Here is a 5,588-nt window from a genome sequence, read left to right as displayed (position 1 = left end):
TAGAAAAGGATATGCAAACGGTTACAAATGAAGATCGCAATCGTAGTAGAGTGCACCATATGCAAATTCTTATTGAACAATTTGAGGAAAAGATAAAAAAACAAGAGACAAAATATAATGAAATGGTCGATCAACTAGCAAGTAAATCACAGTATATACTGCAAAAAGATCAAGTAGTGAAAAAATATGAACGAGATGTAAAGAAATATAAACAAATCATTGAAGAAATGGAGAATAGGAATAATGAATTTGAATATGAATTAACATTACAACAGCGTATTATTGCAAGTTTACAAGAAGAAATAGAGAAAAAGGGGCAGGAACATGAACATTATTGTAGTATCATTCGGCAATGCGAAGAAGAGATTCATAGATTGCAGATGGGTGTTACAAATGAGCTTGCTGCTGATCAGCAGGCAGCAATACAACCCTATATGGTGGTAGGAGATGTACAGAAGAAAAAATTGTCCGGGCATCCTTTTCTTTCGTTAGATCAAGTGAAAGATTTTGATACACATGCATTTGAGGATTATGAAATTGTATGCGTATTGCGGTTTTCGTTGCCACCGTCTGTACTACGAAACGTAAAAAAATCACTTCGACCTGAGCAGTTAAAGGAGTTTTACACGCTTGAACAATTTATACAATGGGAGAGAATGCGATGATGAAACAATGGGATTTCTGCTTGTTAGGAGTACTTGCCACGAATGAAGAGATTGAAAATGAATTTCGTAAATCAAAAAGTGTCTTTGTAAATAGTCAGAATACCGTTCAATTTTGGATTAAGAAAGTTTCTACAAAACCAAATCATTTAAATAGTGCTACCTTTTTTGCGTGTTATGCAACGGATTTGCAGCGATTTGGCTTCGATGATCAAGTAACATTGCTCGATTATGAAAGGGAAAGAGAATTACGGGGTTTTCTAGAAAATTATTTATTTGTATTTCGACCAGCAAAAAAAGCGACTACTTCGCAAGATATATATTTAGCTAAAGAAACTGAATTAGTTCGGAAATCAGATTCATTTCGAAATGGGGACCGATTTGAACCGATTCCGGTGTTTAGTGAAAAGCAGCATGGCTATACATTTCAAGAATTTTGCAAACGATTAATCATGAAGAAGCATGTAGGAAAAATTGAAAAACTGTCTATCGATACGAATGAATCACCGAGGTTTATTTTATGGAAGGAAGATGAAGAAAAAACGTATGTCATTGGTCCTTTCATAAGTCATTCGTATGCACATGGTGGATTTTGTTTTCTATTTGACAAGATGCTGCAAATTGAACTATTCCCGGAAGGATGGAAGGATGATGTATATGAGGTATCTGATTCATTAGCCTATATGAATATTCATTCCCATAGCAGTATGGAGGAACTTCTCAGAGAAGGACAAATGTTAGAGTCCGTACTTCCTGACGATGGGGGGAAGGAAGTGGCTGCTGCAGTCGTGGAACGTGACATTCCCATTCCTCAATCGCAATTGGAAGAGGATTTGTTTGTTGAACATTTTATCGAATTGACAAGTCGCTCTGGTCTTCTCTATTCAGCGCAGGATTTAGTGAATTTTCATGCTGCAATGAAAACATCTCATCTCGTTATTTTACAAGGAATGAGCGGGATAGGGAAATCAAGACTGATTCACGCTTACGCAGATGCTCTTGGTATTCATAATGAACAGCAGACACTTTTTATCCCTGTACGTCCATCGTGGACGGATGACTCAGATGTAATTGGCTACGTAGACTTTGCAAATATGATTTATCGTCCAAGTGATACGAAGCTTCTCGATATGTTAATCGATGCGGCTAAAGAAGAAAATCGTACATCGAAGCTTTATATCATTGCATTTGATGAGATGAATTTAGCACGAGTGGAGCATTATTTTTCACAGTTTTTGTCTGTTTTAGAGATGGAGAAGCAAGAACGTATTCTTCGATTGTATAATGAAAATGTGGCAAATAAGCTATATAATGCTTCGCAATATCCACCTTGTATTCCGATTGGCGACAATGTCATGTTCGTTGGTACGGTAAATGTGGATGAATCAACTTATCATTTTTCTGATAAAGTGCTAGACCGTGCAAATGTAATCACGCTTGAGGTTGTAAAATATTCTACTTTCATAGGGATTGAGAAAGAAAATCCAACTTTTTATTCGAATAAGAGAGTGGATTATCATTCGTACCGAAAGTTTGGTCGGTCATCTTCCGCTATTCCTCTGAGTGAAGATGAACTGCAATGGCTATGGGATGTACACGAGGCGATGCATGATATCGATGCCAGAGCAGGCATTGGTCCTAGAATTGTTAGACAGGTAGATGCATATGTTCGAAATGTACCAAATACAGACTATGTGACACGGGCAGATGCCCTAGACTTTCAATTCGTGCAGCGGGTGCTAACGAAAATAAGAGGTTCAGAGGAGGTATGGAAAACGTTCATCGGTACGTATGATGAGCAAAGCGAGGAAGTAGTCAATTCGAAGCTTTTACAGATTCTACAGCGTTATGATCATTTATCCCCTTTCGTAAAGTCCAGACAAGCGATTAAACAAAAAGCAAAAGAGTTGAAGTACTATGGCTATGTATACTAATCATGTTCCGTTCACTCTACAATTGGAGCAACAGGGCCGCCGCGTTGTCGAAACTGTTTTGTTTGCTAGGCAAGAGGGGGATATTACAGAAGATACATGCATCGTGATTCGCGAAAATATTGATGTACATGTGCTATTTCAGAGCGAAAATGAGACGTGTAGACTCTATGTAGAGGGATTAGACTGGAATCTAAATAAAGGTGAAATGGAAGATGATAACCAATCATATATTCTGCCATCTGCAACGAAAAGGCTTCTTTTCTCTCATGATCAATTTCCTCTTATACCTGGGGATTATTGCATTCGGGTTGTTTGCGGAGTGTCGTATTATACAATGTTGCGTGTACTGCCGAAACAAATCACAACGGGTCAACTACAAATCATGAAGGAAGAAATTGAGAGCTTTCTAAAAGGATTAGCATATGAAATGGTTCAATCTCCTAGTTTACAGCTATCAAACTCCTATATAACGAATTGTAGTATTCTAGAAGTTCATATGAAACAGGTACTTTTTGCATTAAATGATTTAGTTACGCATGTGAATTATTCGGTAAAAAAGGATTATGCACTTGTTCCTATTTCGAAAGTACGTACGATGGATGCGAAAACAATCCTATATCAGTTAACCTATCCAAAGAGAAGTCAGGAAAGAAAAGTACCCATAACGATGTGTGAGTATAATTTACCAGAAAACCGTTACCTAAAGAAGATGGTATTATTTCTTCACCGGGAATTACTTCAAACGAAACGAATGGGTGAAGGATACTTAGAAGCGATGCAATCTTCAGAAGAGATGAAAGAAGAAATCCAATATCTGACTACGTCATTATGTGGAATAAACAGGCTTCTTCAACTCTTATACATGATTCAAACAACGGCTTGGTTTTCAGAAATTGAGGAGTGTACTACATCTATATTGCCACACCGTCTTCATTCTGATGCCAGATACAGAGCTGTTTTCCAGTTGTATCAGAAGTGGAAGAAGAATCAGGACTCCTTAAAGCAAGATACGCTGCGCTGGAAGCGAACGGATAAGTTGTATGAAATTTGGGGATTTATTCAATTTTTACAGATTCTTACGAAAACAATGTGTTATCAACCTGTCGATGGATGGCTCTATTCTGAAGGTAGAGAAAGACAGGAGGGATTACAAACGCTTGAAGGGAATACAAGGATTGTATTATGTAAAGATGCGATGACCATCCATCTTTTCTATGAAGGGGAAATACCATTAGATGCTGCGGACACGTCGCATGATCATCCGCTTTATACAGAAAGCACTAGTAATCGTCCTGATATGCGGATGGACATATATTTGAATGCAACTTATATGGGAAGCCTCTTGTTTGATTTTAAATATCGGCCGCTTCACCATATCTGGGATATTACGAGAGTAAAGCATAAGACAATAACGATGCGTAAGCTATCGCAATATGTATTATCTTGTAAATCCAATTATCTATTTGGAATAAGAGAGGCAAGATACGTTCGTCCTGTACATGAAGTATGGGCAATCCACCCAAACGTCTATAAAGAGTATCCAGCATCTAAAAAGCTAGAAAACCACGATCTTCGCATTGTCCAACTTAGCCCAACATACAACAGTGAGCATATTGCAGAAAATTTAACAATGGCAATTACAGAATTAATTAGTAAACAAAGTATATTATCGGTATTAACGGTATGAAAATTTCTACTCTGTTCTAAGATTTCCGCTGTTCTTTTTCTATCCATTCATAGTCGTAATATGGTAACATTTTCAACATAAAGTGAATGATAGAGAATAGTAAGGAGCATTACATGAAAAAGGTGGTAGCATTTTTAGTATGTACAGTAGCCCTTTTATCGGTCTCTGCTTGTAGCATTGGAGAGTATGATAAAGAAGTTCATGCAGCTATAGTAGCATTGAAAGATGATCAGTATGGAAATGCGCTTACGCACTTAACGAAGGCGCAAAAGGCAAGTCCTACAGTGGAAGTCATCACATATATTGATGAAACGAAACGAATACAAAGCAGTGTGCAAGCAATCGAGCAAGGAGATTACGCAGGTGCTAAAACGTACGCGACTCAACTTGTAGAAGCTAAAGATTCTTCAGAAATTACAGTCATATTGAAGGAAAAAGCAAGTGTTATTATTAACAAAGTAAATCAGTGGGATACACAGCAAAATGAAATGACAACTCAACTCCAGAAGGCACAATCTTTAGCAAATGATAAGAAATACGACGAAGCAGAAACTATTCTGAAACAACTCTCTGATACTACTTCGCAAAGTGAACAAATTAAAGCATTAGCAAAACAAGCCAATCAACTTTGGCAAGAAGTGGAGCGGGAAAAACGAGGCAAACAATCAACAACGGTGTCTCCGGCAAGTCCGAGTGGAAATCAACCGCTAACAAAGTCACAGGCTGAAGATGCCGTTCGCACTTATTTGAAAATCCCTGCTAATTCCCGGTATATTACCGAATATGATCAAACAAATGATAAGGGACTTTATATTATTCACGTGTATGAACAAGTACAGGATGCAAGTCTTGGCCATGGTGCAACAATTGGATATTATCTTGTAGATCCTAGCACAGGTAATGTTTCTCTTTCTAAAGAATAAGATCATACAAGCATGGAAAAATTTTTCGATTAACATGATCATTGTATGATAAACTTGTGTAAAAACAGAGCTATGCAATGAACTTATTCATAAGGGGAGAATATTTGTGCAACCGGGTGAAGATACACGCATACAAATAATCGTTGAACAAGCCATCGAATTATTTTCGACGAAAGGATATGACATAACACTTGATGAGCTTGCTATTTGTTCGGGAATTTCTAAAACAGTAATTTTGAACTATTTTAAGTCAAAGGAAGAAATTTTACAGTTTATTAGTAGACAACAAATTCATTCGATTCAAGAGAATATTCGTATGTTACAAAATCAGATAGGTCTGTTAACACCGACCATTATTCAATTATTCGTGGATTTTTCAAAT

At 37.2% G+C, this 5,588-nt stretch carries 5 protein-coding genes; all 5 read left to right on the top strand.

Translation table 11 applies throughout. The annotated features are described in order from the left end of the window. Positions 1–665: hypothetical protein (locus AC11ZT_RS07290; RefSeq protein WP_484058964.1), on the top strand; the 665-nt coding region annotated here is incomplete at its 5' end. Continuing rightward, positions 662–2,596 carry an McrB family protein gene (locus AC11ZT_RS07285; protein ID WP_484058963.1) on the top strand — a complete coding sequence of 645 codons (1,935 nt, stop codon included), beginning with the start codon at positions 662–664 and terminating at the stop codon, positions 2,594–2,596. The genes AC11ZT_RS07290 and AC11ZT_RS07285, both read left to right, overlap by 4 nt. After that, positions 2,580–4,283: a nuclease domain-containing protein gene (locus tag AC11ZT_RS07280; protein WP_484058962.1), complete on the top strand. Its 1,704-nt coding sequence runs from the start codon at positions 2,580–2,582 to the stop codon at positions 4,281–4,283. The genes AC11ZT_RS07285 and AC11ZT_RS07280 overlap by 17 nt, the downstream gene beginning before the upstream one ends. A gap of 113 nt (positions 4,284–4,396) precedes the next feature. Continuing rightward, positions 4,397–5,206, top strand: coding sequence for a hypothetical protein (locus AC11ZT_RS07275; protein WP_484058961.1), 810 nt, complete (start codon positions 4,397–4,399; stop codon positions 5,204–5,206). A gap of 106 nt (positions 5,207–5,312) precedes the next feature. Next, positions 5,313–5,588 (top strand): TetR/AcrR family transcriptional regulator (locus AC11ZT_RS07270; RefSeq protein WP_484058960.1); only part of this gene is annotated, 276 nt, incomplete at its 3' end.

Source organism: Ectobacillus sp. (genome assembly GCF_056992975.1).
The sequence above is the reverse complement of the archived record's forward strand: the minus strand, read 5'-3'. Positions and strand labels throughout refer to the sequence as shown.

Excerpts from the sequence above, each read along its gene's own strand:
- AC11ZT_RS07285 (WP_484058963.1), top strand. The coding sequence starts at position 662 with ATGATGAAACAATGGGATTTCTGCTTGTTAGGAGTACTTGCCACGAAT.
- AC11ZT_RS07280 (WP_484058962.1), top strand. The coding sequence starts at position 2,580 with ATGGCTATGTATACTAATCATGTTCCGTTCACTCTACAATTGGAGCAA.
- AC11ZT_RS07275 (WP_484058961.1), top strand. The coding sequence starts at position 4,397 with ATGAAAAAGGTGGTAGCATTTTTAGTATGTACAGTAGCCCTTTTATCG.